The organism is Ignavibacteriales bacterium, assembly GCA_026390795.1.
GTDB lineage: Bacteria > Bacteroidota > Ignavibacteria > Ignavibacteriales > Melioribacteraceae > Fen-1258.
The window spans coordinates 1,032,572-1,057,509 of the sequence record JAPLFG010000003.1 but is presented as its reverse complement, the minus strand read 5'-3'; the positions used below and the strand labels follow the sequence as shown (position 1 = coordinate 1,057,509).

The 24,938-nt window shown below is 37.3% G+C and carries 20 protein-coding genes; 14 read left to right on the top strand and 6 right to left on the bottom strand.

All coding sequences use genetic code 11. The features are described from left to right. Positions 1-12: 12 nt before the first annotated feature. The 3 genes from NTX65_08285 to NTX65_08275 all read right to left on the bottom strand — a co-directional run bounded on the left by NTX65_08285 (position 13) and on the right by NTX65_08275 (position 5,909). Positions 13-528: a hypothetical protein gene (locus tag NTX65_08285; GenBank protein MCX6169323.1), complete on the bottom strand. Its 516-nt coding sequence runs from the start codon at positions 526-528 to the stop codon at positions 13-15. A gap of 66 nt (positions 529-594) precedes the next feature. Beyond that, positions 595-1,059, bottom strand: coding sequence for a CoA-binding protein (locus tag NTX65_08280; GenBank protein ID MCX6169322.1), 465 nt, complete (start codon positions 1,057-1,059; stop codon positions 595-597). Between the two features lie 173 nt (positions 1,060-1,232). After that, positions 1,233-5,909 (bottom strand): lamin tail domain-containing protein, encoded by a 4,677-nt coding sequence (locus NTX65_08275; protein MCX6169321.1) that lies wholly within the window; start codon positions 5,907-5,909, stop codon positions 1,233-1,235. Positions 5,910-6,213: 304 nt separating this feature from the next. On the opposite strand from NTX65_08275, the gene NTX65_08270 reads away from it, so the two are divergent. The 8 genes from NTX65_08270 to NTX65_08235 all read left to right on the top strand — a co-directional run bounded on the left by NTX65_08270 (position 6,214) and on the right by NTX65_08235 (position 14,096). Further along, complete coding sequence (locus NTX65_08270; protein MCX6169320.1) at positions 6,214-8,595, top strand: M20/M25/M40 family metallo-hydrolase; 2,382 nt, start codon at positions 6,214-6,216, stop codon at positions 8,593-8,595. Between the two features lie 66 nt (positions 8,596-8,661). Continuing rightward, positions 8,662-9,756: a VIT1/CCC1 transporter family protein gene (locus tag NTX65_08265; GenBank protein ID MCX6169319.1), complete on the top strand. Its 1,095-nt coding sequence runs from the start codon at positions 8,662-8,664 to the stop codon at positions 9,754-9,756. A gap of 81 nt (positions 9,757-9,837) precedes the next feature. Then, positions 9,838-10,749: a GNAT family N-acetyltransferase gene (locus NTX65_08260; protein ID MCX6169318.1), complete on the top strand. Its 912-nt coding sequence runs from the start codon at positions 9,838-9,840 to the stop codon at positions 10,747-10,749. Positions 10,750-10,801: 52 nt separating this feature from the next. After that, on the top strand, positions 10,802-11,209 hold the full coding sequence (locus tag NTX65_08255) for a hypothetical protein (GenBank protein MCX6169317.1): 408 nt from the start codon (positions 10,802-10,804) through the stop codon (positions 11,207-11,209). Positions 11,210-11,532: 323 nt separating this feature from the next. Further along, positions 11,533-12,429 (top strand): hypothetical protein, encoded by an 897-nt coding sequence (locus NTX65_08250; protein ID MCX6169316.1) that lies wholly within the window; start codon positions 11,533-11,535, stop codon positions 12,427-12,429. A gap of 53 nt (positions 12,430-12,482) precedes the next feature. Beyond that, complete coding sequence (locus NTX65_08245; protein MCX6169315.1) at positions 12,483-12,860, top strand: hypothetical protein; 378 nt, start codon at positions 12,483-12,485, stop codon at positions 12,858-12,860. Between the two features lie 150 nt (positions 12,861-13,010). Continuing rightward, positions 13,011-13,550 carry an SRPBCC domain-containing protein gene (locus tag NTX65_08240; GenBank protein MCX6169314.1) on the top strand — a complete coding sequence of 180 codons (540 nt, stop codon included), beginning with the start codon at positions 13,011-13,013 and terminating at the stop codon, positions 13,548-13,550. Positions 13,551-13,724: 174 nt separating this feature from the next. Beyond that, positions 13,725-14,096 (top strand): VOC family protein, encoded by a 372-nt coding sequence (locus NTX65_08235; GenBank protein ID MCX6169313.1) that lies wholly within the window; start codon positions 13,725-13,727, stop codon positions 14,094-14,096. A 51-nt stretch (positions 14,097-14,147) separates the two neighbouring features. Here the strand turns inward: NTX65_08235 and NTX65_08230 are convergent, their stop codons facing one another. After that, entirely contained in the window at positions 14,148-14,795 is a 648-nt protein-coding gene (locus NTX65_08230; protein MCX6169312.1) for a DUF2959 family protein, read from the bottom strand. Between the two features lie 375 nt (positions 14,796-15,170). On the opposite strand from NTX65_08230, the gene NTX65_08225 reads away from it, so the two are divergent. Continuing rightward, entirely contained in the window at positions 15,171-15,539 is a 369-nt protein-coding gene (locus NTX65_08225; protein ID MCX6169311.1) for a hypothetical protein, read from the top strand. Between the two features lie 70 nt (positions 15,540-15,609). On the opposite strand, the gene NTX65_08220 is transcribed toward NTX65_08225, so the two are convergent. Next, a complete protein-coding gene (locus tag NTX65_08220; GenBank protein MCX6169310.1) occupies positions 15,610-16,494 on the bottom strand; it encodes a rhodanese-related sulfurtransferase in 885 nt (294 codons plus the stop codon). 181 nt (positions 16,495-16,675) lie between these two features. On the opposite strand from NTX65_08220, the gene NTX65_08215 reads away from it, so the two are divergent. From NTX65_08215 to hutH, 4 genes are all read left to right on the top strand, one after another. Further along, positions 16,676-17,998, top strand: coding sequence for a SpoIID/LytB domain-containing protein (locus NTX65_08215; GenBank protein MCX6169309.1), 1,323 nt, complete (start codon positions 16,676-16,678; stop codon positions 17,996-17,998). A gap of 101 nt (positions 17,999-18,099) precedes the next feature. Beyond that, positions 18,100-20,205 (top strand): BatA and WFA domain-containing protein, encoded by a 2,106-nt coding sequence (locus tag NTX65_08210; GenBank protein MCX6169308.1) that lies wholly within the window; start codon positions 18,100-18,102, stop codon positions 20,203-20,205. A gap of 24 nt (positions 20,206-20,229) precedes the next feature. Beyond that, positions 20,230-21,516 carry a GTPase HflX gene (hflX, locus tag NTX65_08205; GenBank protein MCX6169307.1) on the top strand — a complete coding sequence of 429 codons (1,287 nt, stop codon included), beginning with the start codon at positions 20,230-20,232 and terminating at the stop codon, positions 21,514-21,516. Then, positions 21,513-23,069 (top strand): histidine ammonia-lyase, encoded by a 1,557-nt coding sequence (gene hutH / locus NTX65_08200; protein MCX6169306.1) that lies wholly within the window; start codon positions 21,513-21,515, stop codon positions 23,067-23,069. Before hflX ends, hutH begins: the two co-directional genes overlap by 4 nt. 16 nt (positions 23,070-23,085) lie before the next feature. Here hutH and NTX65_08195 read toward each other — a convergent pair whose 3' ends face one another. Further along, on the bottom strand, positions 23,086-23,262 hold the full coding sequence (locus NTX65_08195) for a hypothetical protein (protein ID MCX6169305.1): 177 nt from the start codon (positions 23,260-23,262) through the stop codon (positions 23,086-23,088). 135 nt (positions 23,263-23,397) lie between these two features. Between NTX65_08195 and NTX65_08190 the strand changes: the two genes are divergently transcribed. Beyond that, complete coding sequence (locus tag NTX65_08190) at positions 23,398-24,921, top strand: aromatic amino acid ammonia-lyase (protein MCX6169304.1); 1,524 nt, start codon at positions 23,398-23,400, stop codon at positions 24,919-24,921. The last annotated feature ends 17 nt before the right edge of the window (positions 24,922-24,938 follow it).

Genomic DNA, 24,938 nt, shown 5'->3' with positions numbered 1-24,938 from the left:
AACGCTTAATATTTAACTTTTTCTTTTATAAGATATCTGCCATAAAAGATTCCAAGTCTTACCGTCATCGGTGGAATTTTCCCAGTTCCAGTTGAAAGAATCTTTTGTGATGTTATAATAAACCATTCTCTGTATTGTCTTAACGTTATTAATTGTGAATGAGCGGGAAAGGATCATTTTGCCGTCTTTGAATTCACCAATGAAATCAAGATATCCCCCTTGGTTGTCTACCCAGGTCTGCTGCCACTTGTTAGTGTTTGTGCTAAAAACCGACATACTTCTACCAAGGTAAGGTGTTGCGCCGGGGCCCACAAAATTCTCTTCAATAACACAACTGCCCAAGATTTTTATTACAGTATTTGTACCGTGCTGGATATCCCCTTTCTTATCTTTCCATTCAAGATTCCAACTGCCGATCCAGAAATCAAACTGGCTTGCTTCCGGTTCCGAACACGGAACTTTATTACTCTGCGCATCTATATTAAATGTTACGGTTATTGTTACTAGAAAAAATAAAATAGTTTTCATCTGTACTCCACTCATTAAATTTTCAGCAATATATTTCATGAAGTATTAGCGAACAAGGTAAAATTATCAGGATAACTTTCCAAAAACTTTCATAAAGAATCCAATCAGTTTGTGAAAAAAATCAGCATCCTTAATAAACATCATCGGGCAGCCGGAGCGGATTACAGTAAATCGGTTTTCTTCTCCAAGCTTTGCCGCTTCTTCCGAAAAACTTCCGTTCCCAAATGCGCGATGAAACCAGATTCTTGTAATTCCATTTTCGATGCATTGCTTTACAATATCAACTGAAGCTGACGGATTTGTGGCTATGAACACTGCGTCTGGCTTTTTCGGCGTATTGCTTAATTTTGGATAACACTTATCTCCTTCAATTTGATCCGCGAACGGATTGATGGGATAAACTGTGTAGCCGGCGCTTTTAAATTTCTTATAAATCGGATTACCCACCTCACCTTTAGGATTACGCGATACACCTGCAATTGCAATAATTTTTTGCGAAAGGAAGTCATTTACTTTTTCTTGGTAGTTCATAATTATTTCCTTAATTGTAAAAGATTATTTTTTTTAATGATTAACCCGTTCTGAGAATTAAAATGTAAACAGTTAAAACGGTTCTAACATTGTGCTTTGTGTTTCTAACCCCGCGATTAATCGCGGGGTTAGTCATTGAAACTATATTTTCAAATTCACACAACCCGTATAATTTATAATTTTCTCGCGACGACAATCGGCATTTTAATAACTTCAACATTACCGGAACCTTCTGCCACTGTTTCGATAAGCAAGATGTAAATCCCTATCCGTAAAGGTCTATTATTATCATCAAGCCCGTCAAACACAAGAGAATTTTTTGATGAAGAAAGACGGTTCTCTACTAATGTTCGGACCAATCTACCGCTGCTGTCAAATACTCTTATCCTGACCTGTGAGAGCGGTTTAGTTAAATCAAAATTAATTATTGTGTAATCTTCAAATCCGTCGCCGTCGGGAGAAAACGGATTTGGGCTTATTGTTGCTTTCGACTCGCTTACTAAATTTTGTGAGAAAATAGAATTCTCTTTACCGGGTGTAGCGCCGAATTCACCGACCGAAGTATTCCAATTTGAACGGATATCAGAATTGAATTCAGGATTTAATTTTTCTAAAGATCTGTTTTTTGTTGTTATGACATTTTTACTATGCCAGCCCGATGAATATGTTAGCGAATCTAATGTTGTACCGTAGAAATCTTTCAGCACAATCATTGAAGCATCATTCAATAAACTCAAAGAAGAACTCCCAGTAATGTTTGAATAGGATTCTGTTTTTAACCAGGAGTAATTATTATAAACCGATGAATCTGACGCCAGTACGAAATATTTTTTTGGAGGAAGCATTAAATGTATTTTTTTTAATTTGTATTTATCCGTAATGCCAATTTTTACTTGCAAGCCGGCAAGTTGAACGGAATCTCCCGACGTATTATAAAATTCAAGGTATTCCGAATTTCCGGCAGCCGGATCGAACATAATCTCATTGATCATCATTGAACCGGAACAATATTTCGGCAGATTGATAACCGAATTTCTAATTCCGGGTGATGCGCAATTTAAACTTATTGATGAACACCAATTTGTAGAATCGGCTGTGGGTTTATTTATTGAAATTCTTTCGAGCGAAAAACCTTTATCGCATCCCCAAGCCGAATTGTATTTCACACTATCAATTACCGCTCCGCGAAAATCATATATTAATAATCCATCCATCGAACTTAACGAACCGAACTTAGCCTGGAAAAATTTCTTCGGTGGAAAATAATGATAACGCAGAGAATCATATGCGATAATAGCAAACTCGCCCGGATTTAATAAAACATCTTTTGTTGTGATTATTGATTTTGTAGGAGAGGGAAGCAGATCGCTTATCTGCCAGTTATTCAAATTTACCGGATCTGTCGACGCGTTCACAATTTCGATCCATTCCGATTCGCCCGTTGCCGGATCGAACATAATTTCGTTGATAAGAATAGTATTCCGTTTTAACCCGGGAATAACATCAGCCACAAAAGTATTGTTGAGTGTATCCTCATCTTCGGAAAATAAAATTTTGCACATAACAGTTTTTGTCTCGTTCAACTGTAATTTTGCATTTGAAATGACAATAGCTGAATCGTTAGCCGGAATATTTTTACCGCTGCCGCCGCTAAAGTAATTCCATTGGTTATTTGAAAGAAGAAAAAAGTGAACAATGAAATTGCCGGACGTATTTGTCCCGCTGTTTATAACTTTTGCGGCAAGATCTATTTCTTCATTATAAGCCGGGTATGGTGTTTGAGAAAAGATTGCTTTGATGAATAGATCAATTTTTTTTGATGTAATACTATTTATTCTTCCCGGTGTGCTGAGTTCCAGATCTTTTGAAGAACCCCAATTATTTTTATCTAAAGAAGAAGCAGAAATTGCTTTGCGCTCAAGTGATTTTCCATTTATTCCGCCCCAAGATATTTCATACTTCATTGAATCAATTGCAACACCGCGGTAATCCTTGATAATAAGTCCGTCGGCATCATTGTTTAGATTAGCAAATGATGAGACCATAATCTTTGAGGAAATTACGCGGTGAAAATTTACAATACTCGAATCTTTTGCGATCACTAAAAATGTTTTTGCTGGAAAGATGTAATCATTTGACTCAATTTTTGTTTTTAATGGGTTTGTTAAAAGATCAGTGATTGACCAGTTCGCAAGATCAACGTCGAATTCCAAATTGTTATAGAGTTCTATCCATTCAGGCTCACCGTTAACCGGATTGTACATGATTTCGTTTAGAAGGACTGAATGGAAGGTATAGCCTGGCGAAATACATAAAGAATAAATGTTATTATTTAAATCCTCATCACCGGCACAGATAATTATCGCTTCGAAAGTTCTTTTGTCTATAAGGTGTTCTATTTTATAATTAAAAGTTACGCTAATTTTATCGCCTGGATTAATGTTTGACTCAGTTGATGGTATAAATTCCTCAACTTGAATTTTATTTCCATCTGGTTTGATTTCACTTAAAATAATTTTAAATGTTAAGATGCGCTTGCCAGCGTTTTGAATATCAATTTTCATTAATACTTTTTCACCCGCAATCGGACTGAGCGGAACGGATGAAAAATCAGTTATTGCCAGATCATAATTTTTCTTCGAGACAGAATTCACAAAACCGGGAGTTGCCCCATTCAGACTCTCCGTCGTTTTCCAATTAGTAGAATCGGTTGAAGAGACTGCCGCATTTATCCTTTCCAAAGACTTGCCAGAATTGCCTCCCCAATTCGACTTATACTCAAACGAATCTATAACACGGTTCAGAGAATCGAGAAGAATCAATTTATCTATTGTATTATTCAACGACGGAAAAGATGCAATTAATAACGTTGGAATCTTAGGATACTTTGAAAAACTCAATGTGTCCCTCGCAATAGCTAAATATTCATCTGGCTGGAGAACAATATTACCGCTAATGACTTTGGCTGTATCTGAATGATTTGCAATTTTATAACCGCATAAATTAATTTGTTTCGTGCTTGAATTGTAAATTTCGATCCACTCTTGTTCCGGGGAAGCGGGTCCGTACATAATCTCGTTCACAACCAGGTCGCCTTTTTGTTCATTAATAAAAACACCGTTTATTTTGAATGTAGCGGTGTTATTTTCAAAATATTCATCCTGTGCAAATTCAATTTTAGCTATGAATTGATTTATCCCCTGAATATAATTCGTAATTGTAAATTGGAATTCAACCGAATCACCTGCGGCAATAATTGTCCCGCTCTTTTCACTAACAAGTTCATTGGCTTGCTCAAGTGAGTCCAGATTACTGTCATAATAAAGTCTTAAGGAATAGTTTTGAACGGAGCCGCTTCCTAAATTTTCTACTATGATTTTTGATGTAAAACTTCTCCCTACTTCAGCATATCTTGAAGAAGATGAAAAATTTATAATAGACAAATCGAAAATTTTTGGAACAACAGAATTTATTTTCCCCGGGGTAGCTCTAAATTTACTTTTGCATGTTTTCCAGTTTGTGGAATCAATTGATGAATCATCGGCATTTACTCTTTCCAATGATTTACTTCCGGTGCTTCCGCCCCAAGCGGATGAATACTTAAGTGAATCAATTGTTTTCCCATAATTACTTTTTAAAATGACATCGTCCCCGGTGTTGCTAAGAGTAGGAAGTGATTTTATTATAAATTTTGATGGAATCTCATAGTAATCTGAAATCGAAACATTGTTACTGATTACCAAATATTCTCCTGGATTCAAGACAAAATCAATTGTTGAAATTGTAGAGAGGGAAGTGTTATCGCCGATCTTCCAATTCTTAAGATTAAAAACTCTATTCGATTTATTATACAATTCGATCCATTCCGGTTCACCGCTTGCAGGCGCGTACATAACTTCATTAATAACTATTTCATTCTTAGTTGCCGGTCTTTCTGTTACTGTGAATTTGATAAACAAATTATTATTTGTTGCATTTTCATCTTGGGCAAAATTTACAGTGCCAATGAAATGATAATTCCCGGCTGTATCTGCGAAAATTGTTTTTTGAATAATGAGAGAGTCGCCATTTGCGAGAGAGGAGTAATTTTTACTTAATATCAATTCTTCCGGTTGACTGACGGAATCATTGTTGGCATCATTAAAAATGGTTACGGAAAAATTAGCAGCGGTTAATTTTCCTAAATTTTTTAAAAGCATTGTTATTTTTACCGAGTCTTCTGCTGTTGGCGCTTCCGGGGTTATTCCCGAAAATGTTAATTGTAAATCATAATCTGGCTGCGATACAGAGTTTTTATTTCCCGGTGTTCCATGAAGTCTGATCGAATTTTTCCAGTTTGAAATAGAATTGTCTTTACCAAGAAGTACTTTCTCATCGGAAAGACCTGTTGTGTTATTTGCAGAGTACGTATAAGTATCAACTATTTGACCGGAAGAATTTATGAGAGATACATCCCGGTTTGTTGTATTTGCCATTCCCGAGGAGCCAAAATTATTTGTGCTTATCTTAAGAACAATTACTCCGGTGGGAATTATTGTTTTATAAATTCCGTTATTGTAGTCATAATTCCCCTGCAGAATGACTGCGAATTTACCGGGACCCAATAAGGTGCCGCCGATGAATGACACAATATTATTATTTGACGATGTAGAGTATTTGAATTTGTAGTTGGCAAGATCCACCGTTTCAGTAGTAGATGTATTATAAATTTCGACAAACTCGCCGTTGGTCTCACTCGGGTAAAACATGATCTCGCTAAATGTAAGTGCCGTCCCGGACTGGGCTTGTATCTTATATGATGTGCATATTGCAAGAAAGCCGGCGCATAGAAAAATAATTTTCTTTTGCATTTATATGTAATGTGTTGTTTTAGCAACTAGTAATTACATAATTATCTTTCTTGTATTATCCCCCAAGTAGAATCAAGTTATCCGTAAAGGGATAATCACTCATTCAACAAACGTAAATTTAATTGATCGATTAGCCAACTTCCATAAAAATATTTTTGCTTTACAATTTTTATTCTCCTTAACCTGTTGAAAATGAAAAGAGGTATTTGAATTTAGTCCAGGCTTTCGGATTATTTAATTTTTTGTGAAAGACATTTTTTCTTAATTTGCATTCCACCATTGATAATTAAACTAGAGCCCTTTTATGAAACGTTTATTCCAAAGTTTATTTTTCATTTTATTTGTTTTGACCACAGTTGTCTCCTCACAACAAGATCCCGTTGTTCAAAAAATTATTGAGATAGGAAAATCAGACAACCAAACGATGCGTCATCAGGATATTCTTTGCAACAGAATCGGAGGAAGAATTACCGGATCCGACGCTTACCAGACTGCTTGCAATTGGGTAATGAGTGAATTAAAAAGCTGGGGATTAGAAGTTAAGCTGGATGAAGTTGGCGAGTTTCCGGTTGGATTTAACCGTGGTCCTTGGTTTGGTAAAATGATTAAACCGGAAATGAAAAATTTGGAATTCGTTACGCCTTCTTATACGGCAGGAACAAAAGGAGTTCAACGCGGGCATGTGGTTATTATGCCAAAGACAGATGTGCAATTCGATTCGATGAAAAGTAAAATGAAAGGCGCATGGGTTTTAATTGAAGGAGAAAATACCGGATGGCCGCGCGACCGTGATTCCGTTGTTTCGCTTACAAAAAAATTAAACGCTGTTGGTGCATTAGGGACAATTCAATTAACTAAAGTACCGATCCGGTGTTTGGATTCGCGCTGTGTTAATTCATGGGACAATCTTCCAACTCTCTGCGACATTAAATTAGTAAATACACAATTCAACGAAATAAAGGCGATGGTTGAAAAGAATGAAGAAGTAATTCTTGAATTTGACGTCCGGAATTTTTTCAAACCGGGACCAATAAAATATCATAATGTGGTCGCAACAATTCCCGGCGAAGATATTTCCGATGAATATGTTGTGCTCGGTGCACATCTTGATTCTTATGATGTTGCGACCGGTGCAGTTGATAATGCTTCTGGTGTTAGCCCAATGATGGAAGCTGTTCGGATGCTGATGAAAGCGGGAGCTAAACCGAAAAGAACAATCATTCTTATTTTATTTGCTAATGAAGAACGCGGGTTAGTAGGATCAAAATCGTGGGTGAATAAAAACAAAGATCTTCTTGGAAAAATTTCCGCAATGATTAACAAAGATTTTGGAACCAATCCGATAGTTGGAATCTCGGTGCCTAAAGTAATGGCAAATGATTTCAAAAATATTATTTCAACAATTGAAAGCGCGAATCTAAAGTATCCCTTAGCTTTTTCAGAGAGTAGTCCATTCAGAAAAGCCGGACGGGGCGGAACGGATAGCTTTTCCTTCTTGATGGAAGGAGTGCCAACACCGGGACTTCGCTCTCAAGGTCCTCAAGCTTATGGAAAGACATGGCACACTCCGGCAGATACATACGATGAAATAATACCGGATGCAGAAGAAGACGCCGCAATTAAAATTGCTCTAATGGCATATGGAATTGCAAACTTAGATCATCTTCTTCCGAGAGAAGGCGCTTTTTTACCAGATGGAATTTATGCAGATCTTAATACTAATAAAGGAAGAATAACTCTCAACTTAGATTATAAAAATGTTCCGATGACAGTCGCTAATTTCGTGGGACTTGCAGAAGGCAAGATTAAAAATACCGCAATTGCTGAGGGCAAGCCTTACTTTAACGGAAGTCTCTGGCACCGTGTTGTGCCCGGGCATGTTATCCAAGCCGGAATGCCTGTAAGTAAAGATACTTTGGAAGGTCCGGGTTATGAATTTCCTAATGAAATTTATACAGGGTTGAATCACGGGAGAGCTGGGATGCTGGGAATGGCAAATGCGGGACCGAATACAAATGGAAGTCAATTTTATATTACACTAGGTGACCGATCTTATCTTGACGGCAATTATACTTTATTCGGCTCTGTTGCTGATGGAATGGATGTTGTAAATAAAATTGTTCAGGGCGATACAATTAAAAGTTTGAGCATAACACGAATCGGCGAGGATGCGAATAATTTTAAAGTTACCGATGAATCATTTAAAAAAATGGTTGAAGAAGCAAAACTAAAAGTAAAAGCCGATGATGAAAAAAGAAGTAACGATGAATCCGAAAAGATAAAGAGCGATTTTCCCAATGCGGTAGAAACTCCTGGTGGAATAAAATATATTATTAAAAAAGAAGGTACCGGAAATAAACCGCAGAACGGATCTATTCTAACTGTTAAATACACAGGAAAATTTTTATTGAATGGGCGTGAATTCGTCAGCACAAGTATTGACGGTAAACCGGATGCAATTGAGACTTCCGAAGTTTTTGAATACACAATTGGTAAAACAAAAATTAATCCCGGTCTTGATGAAGCATTAGCAGATATGAAGCAGGGCGAAGTACGAACCGTAATTGTACCGTCTTCTATTGCTTACGGATCAAATGGATTTTACGGTAAATCAATTCCTGGCAAAAAAAGGTTTGTAATTTCACCAAACACAACTCTGGTTTATGAAATAGAAATAATAAAATAGATTTTTAGCTAACAGCTAACAGCTAACAGCTAATTGCTAATGACTTTCAGTTTTTAAGGCATCCAAATGAAAAATAAAAATATTCAGACGGAAATTGACGCTTGTTTTCTATACCAAAAACTTGCCGAGCATGAGGCGGATCCGACAATCGCAAACGTGTTCAGACAAATGAGCGGTATTGAAAAAGGTCATGCCGAAGCTTTCGCAAAAAAAGAAAATATAAGTCTTGAAAATTTAATTCAGCCATCCTGGAGAGCAAAAACTTTCGATACGATTGGTAAAATATTCGGGTATGATTATGTGTTGGGTGTTTTGATGGATACCGAAAAAAGCATTTCGAATGCCATCATCACAACAAAGAAAAATATGAATCAAGAAATAACTGGTACAGAAACAAACCATGTAAAAATACTCCGGTCAATCCTTGAAAAAGAAGAAAAGGTAACGGGAACACAACTTTCAAAATTTGAAAGCAGACACCGTTCAGTTGGAGGAAATGCAATTAGAGCGGCAGTCTTAGGAGGAAATGACGGTTTAGTCTCCAATTTTAGTTTGGTAATGGGAATAGCCGGGGCAACTGCAGGACAGCAAGGAGTTTTATTAGCCGGACTTGCCGGTTTATTAGCCGGGGCATTATCAATGTCTTTGGGAGAATGGATTTCGGTGAAGAGTTCGCAGGAACTTTACGAAAACCAGATGCAGATTGAAATGGAAGAACTGGAAACAAATCCCGAAGGTGAAATGAAAGAATTGGCATTAATCTATATGGCAAAGGGAATTCCGGAAGATCAAGCATATCAAATGGCAGCCGAGATAATTAAAGACACAAGTCATGCGCATGAAATATTAGTTAGAGAAGAATTAGGAATTAATGCCGAAGAACTAAAGGGTTCTGCGGTTGAGGCAGCTATTTATTCGTTTATATTATTCTCGGTCGGAGCTGTTATTCCTGTACTACCGTTTATGTTTACAAACGGAATGCAGGCAATAGTAATAAGCGTTTCATTAAGTGCAGTTGGACTTTTTTTGATTGGCGCAGCCATAACATTGTTTACCGGGAAAAATGTTTGGTTCAGTGGATTGAGACAAGTGTTTTTCGGCTTAGCGGCGGCATCAATAACTTTTGGTATTGGTAAGCTTATTGGTGTTTCTGTTTCCTAATGAAGAGAGCGAGAATAAAAGTTTTGTCTAATTCGATGACTCTTCCTCGAATAAATTATAGAACTAAAATAAAGATGAATCATGGGTAATGTTTTAGAAACAGAAAGGTTATCTCTTAGAGAACTTACCACCAGTGATACAAAATTTGTTATCCAACTCCTTAATAGCCCCGGGTGGATTGAGTTCATTGGTAACCGAAATGTAAATTCAGAAGAAGAAGCGGCTCTCCATATTCAAAAAATTATTGACAGCAGTGATAAAATATATTGGGTAGTTGAACTGAAAGCGAGCAAGACTAAAATCGGGATAATCACTTTCATCAAACGCGATTATCTGGAGTGGCACGATATCGGATTCGCATTCCTTCCGGAGTTTACAAACATGGGCTATGCTTACGAAGCTGCTAAAACAGTACTGATGAATGTAATTAAAAATTCTCAAGAGCCTTATATTCTTGCAACCACGATTGCTGAAAATGTCAGCTCGATTAAATTACTTAAAAAACTCGGATTGGAATTTAGCAAAGAGATTGTAGCAGAGGGAGAAAAATTACATCTCTATTCCGCCTCAACGGACAAAGTTTCAATCGATGATATTACAAAATCTTTTTTTGGAATTTTTACAAACAAAAACAATAATAAACCGGATTGGAATTTATTTAACAGTCTTTGTATTCCAGAAATAATAATTACATGTAAGACCGGAATGAAAGAGATAGTTTATAATCTAGAATCATTTATTGAACCGAGGAAAAAAATACTTTCCGACGGAACACTCAGAGAATTCGAAGAAACTGAAAAGTCTGGAGAAACTAAAATAATTAACAACATTGCTCAGAGATATTCGGAATATCGAAAATGCGGCATTCTGGATGGAAAATTATTTGATCAAAAAGGGAACAAATTATTTCAGTTTGTTAAAACAACTTATGGCTGGAAAATAAGTTCAGTCATTTGGGAGGATGAACCGACGGAAACAACAACAACTAGTTAAACCAAGTCTTATTCCTCATTCGCTTTTGCTGATTTCGTTTTGGAGTTGATGTATGAATGCTCTCGGCAACAACATGCATAAGACCAAACGATTATTTGGCTGGATCGGACTGATTAGTTTACTTCTCATAATCCCGGTGAAGGCGATACGGTTTGTGAGTGAATCCACTTCAAACACAACGTTGTTCAATATTATACCAAGTTTTTTGGGACCCGTTGGATTATTGTTTCTCGTTTTATCGGGTTCCGGAAAATTATCACGTCTAACACTCCCGCAAGTTACATTAATCGTAGCAATTGTTGCATTCGGTCTTGAATTCTTACAGCTTTTTCCACGGACGGGAATTCTATCATACATTTACTACACTTTCGATTGGCTTGATCTTCTTGCTAGTCTGGTCAGTGTCTGTATCGGTTATTTCGCTGCTCTCTTAATTATGAAAATGCATAATATATTGTAATTAAGGAGATCTCTAAGATGGTAGACGGATATTTCTTTTTACTCGGACTTGCGAACAACATATTGTTGATTATTATTTTCTTAATACGGAAAAACCACGTTGTGTTCTTACAATCTTATGGCTGGATCTATCTGCTTCTAGCTGCACCGGCAATATATTTAATCGTTCTAACACAATATGCACGATGCTCAATAGCATATATATATGCAAACATTATGTGTTATTGTTTTGCCTCTGCCTCATCTTAATTTGCTCTATTCAAATCGCTGAACTTTAATTCCTGCCGGTTTGTTTTACCCTAAAGATTATTCGAAAATCATAAAATGCGTGCATCTTTTTTTATAAAAATTTCAATCAACTTGCTAATATTCTTCTTATTTGCAACAATCGCATCGGCACACCCAGGTTCTGGTATTGTAATAAACAAAAATGGGGAGATTTTTTTTACGGATACGGGTCAGGGTGTCTGGAAAATAGATAAACAAGGTAAACTCACCTACTTACCATCATCCAGATTTCATTGGCTGGCTATAGATGAAGCCGGGTATTTCGCAAAATCTGAGAAGAGCTTTGGAGGATGGTTTGAAAGAGTTACAGCGCAAGACTCAATACCTGTCCTCATTATGTGTTCTGATTTCCCTCTTACAATTAATAATGATGGAAAACTCTATTATGCCGATACTCGCGCTGGCTCGTCGCAGATTGTAATGAGAAATTCTGATGGAAAAGAATTGGTACTCGCTCGCGGTGATATGTTTAAGGATATCTCAGGCATTGTTTCCGCTCCTGACGGTTCACTCTATGTAACAGATGCCAGCCGATCTGATTTCAGCGTAATCAGAAAAATTACAATGGATGGAAGAGTCTCAGTCTTTGCAAACATTGTAGTTAATAAAGAAAGTACTAATAACCCTCCTCCGGAAACACCAACTGCTTTGTGCCGGGGATTGGCTATTGATGCACAAGGTATTATGTACGTTGCAGCTACAGGTAGCCGACGGGTTTTAAGAATCACTTCTAAGGGTGAAGTATCTACAATTCTTCAATCACCAAGCCAATGGTCGCCGACTGGTGTTGCTTTGTTTGAAGGAGAAGTTTATGTACTAGAATGGCGCGATGTTCCGCCATCTCAAACCGAAGTTCGCAGAGCATGGGTCCCGAGGGTTCGGAAAGTTGGACTTGATGGAAAGGTAACTACACTGGCAACTGTTGAGAGGTAAGGAAGAAAGTAAATCTCTTTTATAACTTTCTTAATAAAGTGGAAGGTAGAATTATGAAACAACAAGAGTTTGAACCGGTCTTTTATAAATTGCGGGAAATTCTTCACAAGCATTCCAATGTTCTGAATGTGAGTGCCGATAGACCAAATTATTATTGTCTTGATATAGAATTCAGTCCGAAACTTGGTAAGCGCTTACCGGTTGGCTGGGTGAAAATCGGAAAAAACTATGTGAGTTATCATTTTATGCCGGTATACATGTTCCCAAATCTGCGCGAAGGTATCTCGAAGAACTTAAGAGCACGCATGCAGGGCAAATCGTGTTTTAATTTCAAGAAAATTGATGAACCTCTTTTTGAGGAACTTGATAAGCTAACAACAAAGGGATTGAGCATAAGCAGAGAAGCCGGATTTGCACCTGAGCCAAAGTGAACTATAACAAAAGTATAAATGAAAAATCCCTTTTTGGTAGAAATATAATAATCACTCCAATGTTTTTAACACTATAAAATTGAACATATATAAGAACAAAACTGTTGAGTATTTATACTTTTCAGCCGCGACCTTTTAAGAGAGAGCATTATGAAACCAAACTACTTTGTATTTCTTCTGTTTATAACACCAGTCTTTCTATTTGGGCAAGAGATTAGGAATACTTCATATATTACTTCTACGGGAGAGAGGGTTTTACGAATCGAATCTATTCTTCCTGCTGAAAAACAAGAGGTATGGAAAATATTTACCACTGCTGAAGGTTGGCAAAAATGGGCAGCTCCCATTGCCTCGGTCGATTTTAAAGTAGGCGGTCTCATCCTTACAAATTACGACAGGACCAAAACTGTCAACGATTCCGGAACAATTCAATTACCAATTATCAACTACATTGAAGGTGAAATGATCACACTTAAAGTCATACTCACGGAATCATTCACAGAAAAGGTTCGTAAGGAGGATATGAATCTACAGGAAATCATACAGCTCGTTGATCTTGGAAGCGGGAAGACAAAAGTTATTTCTTCTATGATTGGCTGGGGCACAGGTCCTGATTGGGATAAGACTTATGATTTCTTCGAGAGAGGTAATAAATGGTCTTATGAACAACTGATAAAAATCTTCCGTTAACTAAAGTTGCAGTTCAATCGAAAGCACGATCCTCACTTTATAATATGATTTTTTAAAGAAAGCTCTTTTTAATCGAATAAAGGGAAGGATGAACCAACTCATACGAAAATTTTACAGACAACAACTGAGAATTTAAAAAAGAATAAAATCTGCGGTGGAAAGGAAAAGAATTGTATGCTTAATAAATCCAATCTTATCGGCTTTGCGGCAACAAGCAACTCCGCCAAGGCAAAGAAGTTTTACAAAGAAACTCTCGGTTTAAAATTTGTGAGCAGCGATCAATTTGCATTGGTCTTTGATGCAAATGGAACTATGTTACGTATACAGAAAGTTAATAATGTAAATCCACACAGTTATACGACTCTCGGCTGGCAAGTTGCCGACATTAAAAAAGAAGTCAACACTTTGTTAAAACGCGGCATTAAGTTCAACCGGTACAAGGGAATGAATCAAGACGAAAACGGAATTTGGACCTCACCAGGCAAAGCAAAGATTGCCTGGTTTACAGATCCGGATGGAAATATATTGTCTCTTACAGAGTTCTAGTTAAATTACAAAGACAGTCAAGGCATAAACCTTGACTGCCATGAAAAAATATTATTTACCGCTTTGAGACATTGCCTCTCTTGCGCTTTCAATCGAAGGACGAATATTTTTTATTGCCAGTTTAAGATTGTCCCCATCAGTAACGGCTTTCTTGGAAATTGGAACGATTGACTCTATTCCTTTAGGAGTTAAATCGTTCGAAAGATAATTCTGAATTTCTTTAACGTCGGATACATAAGCTTTGAACGCTTCTTTCACTCCAATACTATTTAAGGCTATCTTTCCATAAATCTCGCTAAGTTCAGTTCGGCGTTGTTCGCTGAGCTGCTGTATCTCTGCGTTTTGATATTTGTCGCCGTCCTTTTGCCATTCCTCGAAATAGTCTTTTCCCTTAGCTTGCATTTCATCGGCATGTTTGGTAAACCTTTTTTCCATTTTTTCAATTTTTGAAACATTATCGGTATACACATTAAAGGCTTTCTTTACATCGGATTGACTTGGGTCTGTTAAATTATCAAGCGAAGCTCCAGTAGCATCCAGCTGCATGCTGGCTGACTTAATATCGTCATCCATTGTTTGCATAGTTGTAGTTGCCTTTTCCGAACGCTTTATACCGGTCGAAGAACAGCCGACTATACTTATAACGGTCAAGATACAAATTGTAAACAGGAAAGCAACAGACTGATTTGTTGGTTTCATTTTTTACTCCTTTTATTTTAGAAGAATCATTTAAAAATTTGGTTTACCCGGCACTTTATTCGTATAACAGAATGATCTCAATCTGCTCTAAAAATTTTTGCCTTTTCAATTAAGCTTCATATTTTTTTGAATGTTCGCAGCAATTCCCCTTCCTTTGCTTATAAAGCAAAAAGGAAGAAATTCTTATTAGTTTCAAACAAATTTTACAATTGATTGAGCTGAGTCGCAATCGCCCGAAAGGATGAAAAGGGAGTTAATCCTTTTTCAAAATGAATCATTACCTCTGCGAACTGACCGCCGTTAGCTTTTCAACAAATTGTTTGACAAAGCTGGATCACTTTTCTAACTTTTCTATAAACCATTTTTAAGAAAGGAATGAAAATGTTCTTAGGTTTACGAACAGTCATCTATCATTTAGACAACATAGATAAAGCCAAAACCTGGTACACTGAAGCTCTTGGAATTCAACCTTATTTCGATAAGACCTATTATGTAGGTTTCAATGTTGGTGGATTTGAATTAGGTCTCGATCCGGATTCTACCGGGATTTCTAACGGAAATAATATTGTGCCGTATTGGGGTGTAGAGAATATTGAAAAAACAATTGCGCACCTTATAGATCATGGTGCTAAAATTAATAATGAGATTCAGGATGTTGGCGGCGGTATCCGAGTTGCGGCTGTTACCGATCCGTTTGGAAATATCCTTGGAATTATTGAGAACCCGCATTTCATTACCAAGTGATTAATAAATCAGCCGAATATTTGCTGATAGCTGACAGCTGAACGCCGACAGCTGAACGCTGTCAGCTTTTTTACCCGTGAATTCTGTTTCTTCTATTCGGCGCTTGGCGGCATTCATCCGAACAGCAGTAATCATTTTCAATTTTACATTTATCGCAGGTTAATAAAATTTTGTCGCAGATTTGATTGTGGCAGTTGATGTAATATGAAGTAGGCGTTCCGCAGAAATAACATTTACCGATATGTTTTATCTCTTCTTTCGTGTTCGGTGTAACAATCCTTCGATCATCAAAAACAAAAACCGATCCTTCCCAGTATTTATCGGGATGTTTCGTAATATAATTCCAGATACCGCCGTCAATCTGGTAAACGTCTTTAAATCCTTTTTCGACTAAATAAGCGGAAGCTTTCTCGCACCTTATTCCGCCGGTGCAGTAAGTGATTACGGTTTTGTCTTTAAATTGTTCTAGTTCTTCTACTGCTTTGGGCCAGTCTCTAAAAGTATCCGTATTCGGAATGATCGCGTTTTTAAATTTCCCGATATTGCTTTCATAGTCGTTGCGTGCGTCTATAATTACAAAGTCTTTTCCGCTTTCATAAAAATGATTTAACTCTTCCGGTTTCAAACGCTTCCCGGTTTTGGAAAGATCCACTTTGCCAAAACTCGCGGTTACAATTTCCGGTTTGATGCGCACATGAATCTTTTTGAAAGCATGTTCGTTATGCTGATCTTCTTTGAACCAAATATCCTGGAACTCTGGATATCGTACAATTTCCGATTTATACTTCTCGATATTTTTTACAGTGCCGGATACTGTTCCGTTTATTCCTTCATTGGCAATCCAAACTCTTCCCATGATATTGTGATTAATGCAAAATTTTAAATGCTCTTTTTGAAACTTCTCCGGATCGGCAAAGGTCACATATTTATAAAAAAGTAAAACTCCGTAGTTCATTTTCTAACCTTGTTGATTGTAACTCGATAACAATAATATTTGAAAAATAGTTTTCAATGGACGGAAGTAAAGAAAATGTAAGTGAGTTTAGATATGTTGTTAAAGTCTTGCTATTTATTAACGGGCAAGCAGTTTAAAAATTCCATTGTTATATTGAGGCTCAGTAATTAGATAAAATGATATGACAGAACCCCTAATCAGTGTTGGTATTCTTACTTCAAAGGAAATCCGGTTTGATCTTTACGGCGAATTCATCCCCGAATATTCCGAAAAAAAATTAAGCGGACGGTTCAAGGCAAAACTTGAAGGCGGAAGAATTGCAGTCTGTCACGAGAAAAAAGAGATTCTAGCAGGACCCGAATTAACATTTGCGCCAAACGACATAGAGACGGAATCGTTTCTTCTACGGGATGTGGTGATCGGTAAAAATTTTCACTGGGAGAAAAAAGAAAATCAGCGGTTCCGCGGCGCGTTAAAATTAATAATTGAAAAAGATCAGCTAACCGCGGTAAATATTTTACCTCTAGAAGAATATCTTATAAGCGTTATTTCATCGGAGATGAGTGCGCAAAGTTCATTTGAACTCCTGAAAGCTCACGCCGTAGTATCAAGAGGCTGGCTTCTCTCTCAACTTGAAAAGAAAAATAATAAACCGGTAAACGAATCTATTTCGGCAGAAGAAATTATACGCTGGTATGATAGGGAAGATCATGATAACTATGATTTATGCGCGGACGATCATTGTCAGCGTTACCAGGGTGTTACTAAAATAATAAGCGATAAAGCTGCAGATGCCATTGCGGAGACGCGCGGCTTGGCATTAACATACGAAGACACAATTTGCGATACACGTTATTCCAAATGCTGCGGGGGAGTAACCGAGGCATTCGAGAATGTATGGGAACCAATCGAACATCCTTACTTATCACCAATTCTGGATTACAAATTTCAACTTGATAAATCGGAAAATGATCTATCGAAAGAAAAATCGGCTGAACACTGGATCAAAAACAATCCCAATGCATTCTGCAACACATCCGATATAAAAATTCTGTCGCAAATTCTTGTTGATTCAGATCTTCCAACAAATGATTTTTTCCGCTGGAAAGTTGAATATACGCAGGATGAAATTTCTGATATTATTAAAAGAAAGAGCGGAATTGATTTTGGAGACATTATTGATTTGATTCCGGAGATTAGAGGAAATTCCAGCCGTATAATAAAATTAAAAATCCTCGGCACAAAAAAAGTACTAACAATCGGCAAAGAACTGGAAATAAGAAGAACACTTTCTCAATCCCATCTTTACAGTTCTGCTTTTATTGTTACAAGAGAGAATATTGTAAAGGATATTCCGCAGAAATTTATTCTACTCGGTGCGGGATGGGGACACGGTGTTGGTCTTTGTCAAATCGGAGCCGCGGTAATGGGCGAACTAGGTTATAGTTTTGATGAGATACTAACTCACTATTTCCGCGGAACGAAGATTCAAAAAATTTACTAACTTAAAATCATGCTCTCGATTTTGCTTTTCTGTTTTTTGGAGGGAGAGTATATTCAATTATTAGATCATGATTAAGATAAAGAACACGATCAAGAGTTAAAATGACATTTCTTAACCCTGCAGTTTTATTTGGTTTGCTTGCTGCTTCGATTCCAATTGTGCTGCACTTTCTTAATCTGCGCAAACTCAAAAAGATTGAATTCAGCACACTGGCTTTCTTGAAAGAACTTCAGAAAACAAAAATTAAAAGAATAAGATTAAAACAGTGGCTGCTGCTTTTGTTGAGAATCGTAATCATTCTCTTATTGGTGATGGCGTTTGCACGTCCGACAGTTAAGAATATTATGCTTGGAAATTCCTCCACGGCAAAAACAACCGCGGTTATTATTTTTGACAACACTTTCAGCATGTCGGTTGTTACTGATAAAGGATCATATCTCAATCAAGCAAAACAGACCGTAAAAAGTCTTCTTGATAATTTTCAAGACGGGGATGAAATTGCGCTTATCTTTACCGGAGACCTATCAAATGAAATCCCGAAACCAACAACGAATTTCAAGCAATTACTTCAATCAATTGATGAATTACAAATCTCTTCTGTTTCTAAAACCATCAATGAGTCAATTATTAAAGCCGCGCAGGTTTTATATCAATCAAAAAATTTCAATAAAGAAATTTATCTTCTTACCGATCTTCAAAAGGGAAGTTTGTATAATTCCAAGAACGAACTGACAAATCTCTCCGGTATGTTTAATGAAAGCACTAGAATGTTTTTAGTGAATACCGGCGGAAAAGATATCGTGAATCTCGGGGTTGAAGAATTAATTCCCAATAATCAAATCTTTGAAAAAGGAAAAACTGTAAGCTTTAGTGCCCGAGTAAAAAATTATTCTTCGCAGTCTGTGAATAATTCCGTTGCTTCTCTTTTTGTGAATGGAAAACGGAGCGCACAGCAAAGTCTAAATTTTACAAATGGCGAAACAAAAGAAATCAATTTTGAGACAACTCTTGCAGATACAGGCCTTGTTGAAATTTATACTGAACTTGAAGATGATGATATTCTTCAGGACAACAAAAGATATTTCAGCGTATATGTTCCAGATAAAATCTCTTTATTGATTCTAACCGATCTTCCCGGTGATGCAAAATTTATTAATCTTGCGGTTGAAGATCCTCAGCAAAAAATAAAAATTAGTGCTGTCTCAACCGGACAATTGCATTCGCTTAATTTAAAAAACTACGACGCGGTTATAGTGATCGGCTCCGAGAATAATTTTGATTGGAAAAATCTTACCGATTATTTAGAGAGCGGTGGAAGAGCTGTTGTAATGCCGGGCTCGCAAAGCACTCTTCAAAATTTTCAGAGACTTTGCAATGCGTTAAATGTTAACGCCCCTTCAGCCGTACTGGGAACTTTGAATTCTCAAGCAAAACCGGCGCAAATTGATAAAATTGATTTTCAAAACCCGCTCTTCGCGGATCTCTTTGAAAATAAAAAAAATCCTCAAATTGAATCGCCGAATATCTATTACTACTTCAAAATTGTACCGGGCAGTAAAGGAAAAAATATAATTTCTATGATCGATAATTCATCTTTCTTAAGTGAATACAAAATCGGGTCGGGTAAAGTATTCCTTTTCAACTCGGCACCGGATTTAAGCTGGAATAATTTTCCTCTGAAAGGTTTCTTCGCTCCGATGATAAATAAATTGATTCTTTATTCATCATCAAAAATAAAAGAACAAAATAGCTATGTAACCGGAAATGAAATTACAGCCGACATTTCCAGCAGGATTTCCAGTCAAATAATTGTGGAAAAACCCGGCGGTGGAAAAGAATATGTTGATGCGGATTCGCTCTCCAACAAAAATTATTTTTCATACAGAAAGACGGATGAACCGGGCACGTATAAGTTTTATTCTGGTAATAAATTGCTGGATTATATTTATGTTAACACCGATCCGCGTGAATCGGTTACACAAAAAGAAAGTGATTCCGATTTCAAAAAATATCTTAATCTGATCGGGTTCGATGGAAAATTATATACATTTACACCCAACGATGATTTCTCAAAGGTAATTTATCAATCACGCTTTGGAACCGAGCTCTGGAAATACTTTTTAATTTTTGTTTTGTTACTTGCAATCATCGAATCAATCATCGCCAGAAGCTCGAAAAAAGATATTACTGATATTCAATCAAGTTAATTATAAGGAAACGGATCTTAAGTAATGATAGACATCATCAACAGAAAAAAAGAACGTGCAATACTCGTGGCCGTAGTTACCGGGGATTATTCAAAAGATCAGGTAAATGAGCATCTCGGTGAATTGGAATTGCTTGCTGATACAGCCGGGGCCGATGTGATATTTAAAATTACACAAGACCGTCATAGACCTGACCCGGCAACATTTATCGGCAAAGGAAAAGCAGAAGAAATACAGCAGCTGATCGAATTAAATGATATACAACTTGTGATTTTTGACGATGATCTGAATCCAACGCAAATCCGTAATCTTGAAAAAGTTTTAGAAAGAAAAATTTTGGACCGGAGCGGTTTGATTCTTGACATATTTGCATCCCACGCAAAAACACGCGAAGCAAAAACACAAGTTGAACTTGCACAACTTCAATACATGCTGCCTCGCCTAAGCCGCGCTTGGACTCACTTATCGAAGCAGTACGGCGGCATTGGCACTAAAGGTCCTGGTGAAACACAGATCGAAACCGACAGAAGAATTATCCGCACACGAATAAGCAAACTGAAAGAGAATCTTAAAAAGATTGAAGCTCATCAGGAAACAAAAAGTGCGGGAAGAAAAGAATTTGTTACGGCATGTTTGGTTGGATATACAAATGCGGGTAAATCGACTTTATTAAACCGGCTTACCGAAGCAGGCGTTCTTGCGGAGGACAAATTGTTCGCGACATTAGATTCAACAACACGCGCATTCGAGATTGAAAAAAATAAAAAGATTTTGCTGAGCGATACGGTGGGATTTATACGCAAGCTTCCTCATCACCTCGTTGCATCGTTTAAGACAACTCTTAACGTTGTTAAAGATGCTGATGTAATTCTTCACGTAATAGATGTCTCAAATGATTATTTCGAAGATCACATTAGAGTTGTCGAATCTACGCTTGAAGAATTGGACAGTAATAAAAAAATCCAAATAAAAATTTTCAATAAAGTTGATGCGCTTAAAGACAAGAACCGTATGGATTATATTTCCCAGCAGTTTAAGGACGGAATTTTAATTTCCGCCGAACGGGGAATGAATATCGGTAATTTGAGAAAAATGATGCTCGATATTTATGAGCAAAATTTTGTAGAGAGCACAATTGAATTAAAACCGCACGAATCAAAACTTGTCTCTCAGCTCTATGCTCATGCGGAAATTCTTTCAGTAGAATATGAAGAAGATAAAATTGTCATTACTTACAGGGCAAATGCATCGGCTCATAATAAAATTCAAGGAATGTTAAAAGCACGAACGAAAGGTGAGGATAAAAATTGAAACTGGTACTTGATGGTAAATCATTAACTCTCGATAAAATAGAAAAGTTTATAAAAGAGGATCAGCAAGTTGTTCTCTCCTCCGATGCTGTGAAGAAAATTAATAGATCGCGCGCCTTAGTTGAGAAGTGGATCAAGGAAAAGAAAGTCATTTACGGTGTTACAACCGGGTTCGGGGAATTTGCGAATGTAAAGATATCCGAAGAAGATACTGAAACACTTCAGCGGAATTTAATTATTAGCCACTCTGCCGGAGTAGGCGATAATCTTCCCCCTTTGATTGTGAAAATAATGATGCTTCTTAGAGTGAATGCGCTCGCCCGCGGGAATTCGGGAATACGTCTATCATCTCTTGAACATTTAATAAAGATGATTAATAACAATATTATTCCTGTAATTCCATCTCAGGGGTCGGTTGGATCGAGCGGAGATCTTGCACCGCTCTCCCATCTTGTGCTTGCAATGATGGGTGACGGCGAAGTGCAGTTGATTAAAAATGTTCTGGATGAAAAATCCGGCACTTCAAAAATAATTTCTGCTAATTCTGCTTTCAAAAAATATAAAATGAACGGTGTAAGACTCGCGGCAAAAGAAGGTCTTGCTCTGATTAACGGCACACAAATGATGACTGCATTCGCATCATGGATTTGTATTCAATCTAACAAATTAATTAAGATGGCAGATATCTCGGCTGCGTTGGCACATGAAGCTCTAAGGGGAACAGACAAAGCTTACGATCCGCGAATTCACAAACTCAGACCATATAACGGACAAATCGCGACTGCTAAAAATTTATTGAACTTGTTGAAGGGAAGCGAAATCCGTAAGTCGCATATCGAAGATGATTCTCGTGTTCAAGATTCATACTCGATACGGTGTATCCCGCAGATTCACGGTGCATCACGTGATACAATTAATTATGTCTCTTCACTTGTAGAGATCGAAATAAATTCGGTTAATGACAATCCGCTAATTTTTCCCGAAGAAGGAGATCATCTTGAGGGAGGAAATTTTCACGGGCAGCCGATGGCTCTTGCAATGGATTTTATGGGAATCGCTCTTTCAGAATTGGCGAATGTTTCCGAAAGAAGAATTGAAAGAATGGTAAACGGTTCGTTGAGTCAACTTCCAAGGTTTCTCACAAAGCATGGAGGATTAAATTCCGGTTTAATGATTGCGCAATACACTGCAGCATCGCTGGTTTCCGAAAATAAAGTTCTTGCTCATCCGGCAAGTGTTGATTCAATTCCAACATCGGCAAATCAAGAAGATCATAATTCAATGGGATCTATTGCCGCGAGGAAATGTTTTCAAATTTTAAAAAATGTTCAGACAGTTATTGCAATAGAATTAATGGCTGCCGCACAGGGAGTGGAATTTTTAAAACCGTTAAAATGCGGAATTGGAACTGCATTGGCTTATAAATCGATAAGAAAAAAAGTAGCCCCGCTTAATCATGATCGAATAATTTATAAGGATATTCAAAAAGTATTGAAGTTAGTAAAGGAAGAAGAGATTTTAAAAAATGTTGAAGCAAGTGTGAAGTTAATTTAGTCTAACAAATCGTTCATCAACTGATCTTTCCTTCTTTGCTTCCTTCCTTCTTTGCTTTATAGATACTTTGCTTTCCAACTCTTTCCTTATGGTCGATCCACTTATCAATTTTCATGATCAGCAAACCGAATAATCCTAGTCCGATCAGAATCAAGATTGTTACAAAAATAAAAACAAGTGTGTAAAGGTCCATCGTATTTTCTCTTTTAAAGATTAGACAAAATTTAACCGATATTTTACCACCGAACATACAAAATATTCTTAATCACTTTTTAATAAACTCTTCTTAAGTTTGATTAGTCGATTTCCACATTACGGAGGAAAAATTATGTCAGTTGTTCTTAATGGCTCAAATCTCACGGTTGAAAAAGTAGTTGCAATTGCCCGTCACAATGAAAAAGTAGAATTAGCACCCGAAGCACTTCAAAGAATTAAAGCTTGCCGCGCGATGCTTGAAGAAAAAATTAATGCTCATGAAATTATGTATGGAGTTAACACCGGCATCGGTGAATTTTCCGAAGTTGTATTGAATGATGAACAAGTAAAAGAATTTCAAAAGTACTTGATCTATAATCATGCTGCCGGAATAGGCGATCCCGCGCCGATTGAATATGTGCGCGGCGCGATGGCGGGACGTATAAATGTTCACGCACATGGAATGTCCGGCATCCGTCCGGAAATAACTTTGACTCTAATTGAAATGCTGAATAAAGGTGTTACACCTTTCGTATGTCAGAAAGGTTCAGTCGGAGCTTGCGGGGATTTAGCGCCGATGAGTCAAATCGCATTACTGCTTATGGGAGAAGGAGAGGCATTTTTCAAAGGAGAAAAATTACCCGGTAAAGTTGCTTTCGAAAGAGCAGGAATTAAAATTCCCGGTCTCGAAGCTCGTGACGGACTTGGTACGATTAACGGTTCAAATCTTCTTACGGCAATGAGCGCAATCCATCTTTATGATATTAACCGCTGGCTGAAGCAAGCGGAGATTGCCTGCGCAATGACTCTCGAAGCATTATTCGCAAATTTAAAACCGTACGATACCCGTCTTCATGAAGTACGAGGATTTAAAGGCGCGGTTCGAAGTGCTAAAGCAATTATGAAATGCGTTAACGGGGGCGATCTTCAAACAGGTAAACTGAAATCTAAAGTTCAAGATGCATATTCAATGCGTTCATCTCCGCAGGTTATCGGGGCGGCTCATGATGCTGTTGCATATGCAAAAAGTCAGGTTGAAATTGAATTGAATGGTGTCGGTGATAATCCCATTTTTATGCCGGAACACAAACTCACGCTTACAGGCGCAAACTTTCAAGGTACACCGGTTTCATTGCCGATGGATATGATCAGCGCAGCAGTAACGATGGTTAGCGTTCTATCCGAACGCAGATTGAACCGTTTATTGAATCCCGCTTTAAGTATTGGATTACCTGCATTTTTAACAAAGGGTGCCGGAATGTTTTCCGGATTGATGCTGAGCCAATACACTGCCGATACATTAATCGTTGAGCAAAGAATTTTATCTGTTCCAGCTTCAGTTCAATCAATACCTGCTGCGGCAGATCAGGAAGATTTTGTTTCGATGGGAATGAACACTGCAATTAAGAATGGTCAAATTGTTGATAACGCGTACGGCATTCTGGGAATAGAATTTATCGCCGCGGCTCAAGCACTAGATTTTAGAGAATTCACAAACGGAAAAGGTGTTGCAAAAGCAAAACAAGTTGTTAGAAAATATGTAGATCATCTTGATGTTGACCGCCCTCTTTTTCCAGATCATACAAGAATGAAAGAAGTTGTAAAAAGCTGTGAAATATTGGAAGAGGTTGAAAAAGAAGTCGGCAGTTTGGAATAGTTGCGGTTTTAGATTCT